We start from the raw sequence: 3462 nt of genomic DNA, 5'->3' as shown, positions 1-3462 counted from the left end.
CCCCCCCCCCCCCCCGCGCCACCCAGCCATCCCTGACCATGCGATACGACGACAACGACGACGGGCCGCCCCCGCGCTTCGGCCCGGCCGGCGCGCACCGGGGCCTGCCCCTGGACCCGCCCGGCTTCGGCGCCGGGCTCGACGACGGCTACGACGACGACGCGGCCCCGCCGTCGTGGCCCACCGACGACGGCTACGTGCTGGCCGTTCCGGCGACGCTGTGGGGCGGCTGGCGCGCTCCGTACCAGCCCTGGCGCTTCCGGCGCCGTCGGCCGCGCCTTGGCGCCCTGGGCGGCCTGGCCCGGCGCTCCACCCGCATCGGCACGCTGCGCAGCCGCCGCTCGGGCGCCGCGTTCCCCGTGTTCGGCGCCACCGCGGGCGGGCGGCGCTGGGGCCTCGTCACCCGCCCCCGCCGCGAGCTGGAGGCCGAGGTGCACGAGATCGTGGCGGTGCGCCCCGCCGAGGAGCTGGAGTTCGGCGTGCGCCCCTCGCCCGAGCCCATCCCCGCCCTCCCCGCTCCGCCCGCGCGGCCGGGGACCACGGCGGACGGGTGGCGGCTGCGGCTTCCCCACCAGGGTCTTCACTCCATCCTTTCGCGTCTGCGCCCGGACGACCTGGCGAAGCTCGCGGGGGGCAGCCTTCCCGCGGACCCGGCGCCCACGGTGGTCCGCTCCGTGGCGCGTCTCACCGCGCAGTCCAGGCGGCGCGGCAGCCTGCGCTCGCGCCGCACCGGCCAGCGGATGGAGCTGTTCGAGGCGCCGGGCTACTCGCTCCTCGTGCGCCCCGCGGGCGAGATGCAGGGCGAGATCGTTGCCGTTCGGGCGGAGGGCGAATCGGAGATCGTGAGGCCCAACGACCGGGAAGAACGCAAGAGCTTCGCGGGCTCGAAGTTCCGCGTGCGGGGCGCGCGCGCCGTCATCGACTGGCAGGAAAAACGGCCCCTCGCCGACCTGATGGGAGACACCAAGGCAGGAGCGGTGGTCTACGTCATCACGCGCAAGCAGGGCGGTCGCCCCGTGTACGTGGGGCAGTCCGGAAACTTCAGCAGGGAATGGGGCTCCCGCTTCCGCATCCTCACCGTGCTCAACGCGCCCCTGCAGGACTACTACATCTACCTGGGCACGGTGAAGCCTTTGCCCGACCTGCAGTTGAAAGACGGGCGCTCTGCCTCGCTGCCCTGGAAGACCATCGACTTCAAGCCCAACGACCCCACGCACCTCGAGTGGCTGCGCCAGGACGTCGAGCATGTGCTGTACCGGTGGCTGTGGAACAACGGCCACAAGAAATTGGAGAACGCGTCATCGAAGCACGACATCTGGATCGCGCCGCTGGGGATCAAGATCACGCACAAGGGTGCCACGCCCACGTTCTTCCAGAACTTCTCCCTGGAGCCCCGGGAGAAGCAGTACGAGATCCCGGGCGAAGGATGATCGCGCGCGCCGCCCACCCCGCGCTGGCCTACGCCCGGGCGCACCGCGCCCGGGTCGTGGACGAGCTGAAGCGTTTCGTCGCGTTCCCCAGTGTGGCGGGCGACCCCGCCCACGCCGGGGACGTGCGACGCTGCGCGGGGTGGCTGGCGGAGCACCTGCGGTCCATCGGCCTGGAGGCGCGGGTGCGGGAAACGTCCGGCGCGCCGCTCGTCGTCGGGCGGTGGAGCTGCGCGCCGGGCCGGCCCACCATCCTCATCTACGGCCACTACGACGTGCAGCCCGCGGACGATCCGGACGAGTGGACGTCGCCGCCGTTCCAGCCCGCCGTTCGCGGCGACGAGCTGTTCGGGCGGGGGGCGTGCGACGACAAGGGGCAGCTGTGGGCCCACGTGAAGGCCATCGAGGCGCTGCTGCGGACGACGGGACGGCTGCCCGTGAACGTCGTCTGCGTCTTCGAAGGCGAGGAAGAGGCGGGGAGCGCGGGGCTGCTCGATGTGTTGCGCCGCGACCCCGGCGAGTTCGCGGCCGACGTGGCGCTCGTTTCCGACACGCCGATGCGCGCCCCCGGCCGGCCGGGGATCACCTACGCCCTGCGCGGCGCGCTGAGCCTGGAGCTGGAGGTGCGCGGGCCGTCGCACGACCTGCATTCGGGCGTGTACGGCGGCGCGGTGCACAACCCGCTGCAGGCGCTGTGCGAAATCGTGGCGCGGCTGCACGGGCCCGACGGCCGCATCGCCATCCCCGGGCTGTACGACGGGGTGCGCCCACCCTCGCGCGGCGAGCGAGCCTACCTGGCGCGAACGGGCCCGTCCGACCGCGAGCTGCTGGCCAACGCGGGCGATCCCCCGGGCGGATGGGGCGAGCGCGGGTGGACGGCGTACGAGCGGTGCACGGTGCGCCCGTCGCTTTCGGTGAACGGCATCACGGGAGGGCACGGCGGCGAGGGCGGGATGGCGGTGATCCCCGCGCACGCCGTGGCCAAGCTCAGCCTGCGCCTGGTCCCGGGGCAGGACCCCGCCCGCGTAGACCGGCTCTTTCGCGACCACGTCGCCCGCATCGCCCCGCGCACCGTCCAGGTGGAGGTCCGCACGCGGTTCGGCGCTCAGCCGGCGCGGATGGACACGCGCCACCCGGCCATGCGCGCCGCGGCCAAGGCGCTGCGCCAGGCATTCGGCGCGCCCGCCGTCTTCCTGCGCTCCGGCGGCACCATTCCCGTCGTCAACGCCCTGGGCCAGGCGCTGGGCGCCCCCGTAGTGCTGATGGGGCTTGCCCGCCCGCGCGACGGCATGCACGCGCCGGACGAGCGGATGCACCTTCCCACCCTGTTCCGCGGCATCGAGGCTTCCATCCGCTTCCTGTGCGCGATGGGCCGTGACGCGTCACCCCTTTCCCATGAGAGCACCCGATGACGACATCCAACGTTTCCGCCGGGCGCTGGGTGCGCCGGGGTGGAGAAATCATCCTGTTCCCCGCCCAGTTCCAGGCAGAGGGCCCGGAGCAGGAGTTCGGGGCGGGCGCCACGCCGTTCGTACGCTGGGTGCAGACGATGCTGAACCTGGTGGGCGGCATGAGCCTGCCCGTCAGCGGCATCCTCGACACGCCCACGCGCACCGGCATCCGCCAGTTCCAGCAGCGGAAGGGCCTGGTCGCGGACGGGGTCGTCGGCCCGAGGACGGAAGCGGCGTTCGTCTCCGGCGGCGGCGTGCCCTTCCGGCTGTTCGGCACCGGGCTGCCGGCGCAGGTGGGGCAGCCGGGGCCGTGGGTGCCGCGATGCGGGGGGAACGAGGTCAGCTGCATGACCATGACAGCCGCCGAACAGGCCCGCGTCTTCTCGAAGGGCGGCACGCCGCAGGGGCAGGCGCAAGACCGTACGCCGGAAAGCGCGCGCGAAGTGAAGCTTCAGGTGCACCTTAGCGACTACGACGTGAACGACTGGCTGGTGCGCAAGCCCGCCCACAAGGCCGCGCTGGACCGCGTAATCGAGTTCATCAAGGCAGACCCCAGTGGGAAGCCGGTGGAGGTGACGATCAGC

General features: G+C 73.2%; 3 protein-coding genes. All 3 read left to right on the top strand.

Annotation, left to right across the window (positions count from 1 at the left end; all coding sequences use genetic code 11):
- The coding region (locus tag VIB55_RS08670; protein WP_331876264.1) for a hypothetical protein at positions 1 to 1430 on the top strand (1430 nt) is incomplete at its 5' end.
- Complete coding sequence (locus tag VIB55_RS08665; RefSeq protein WP_331876263.1) at positions 1427 to 2839, top strand: dipeptidase; 1413 nt, start codon at positions 1427 to 1429, stop codon at positions 2837 to 2839. The genes VIB55_RS08670 and VIB55_RS08665, both read left to right, overlap by 4 nt.
- Positions 2836 to 3462 (top strand): peptidoglycan-binding domain-containing protein (locus VIB55_RS08660; protein WP_331876262.1); only part of this gene is annotated, 627 nt, incomplete at its 3' end. The genes VIB55_RS08665 and VIB55_RS08660, both read left to right, overlap by 4 nt.

Source organism: Longimicrobium sp. (genome assembly GCF_036554565.1).
Lineage (GTDB): Bacteria > Gemmatimonadota > Gemmatimonadetes > Longimicrobiales > Longimicrobiaceae > Longimicrobium.
The sequence above is the reverse complement of the archived record's forward strand: the minus strand, read 5'-3'. Positions and strand labels throughout refer to the sequence as shown.

Bases quoted from the DNA above. Each gene is read 5' to 3' on its own strand.
- VIB55_RS08665 (WP_331876263.1), top strand. From the start codon at position 1,427: ATGATCGCGCGCGCCGCCCACCCCGCGCTGGCCTACGCCCGGGCGCAC.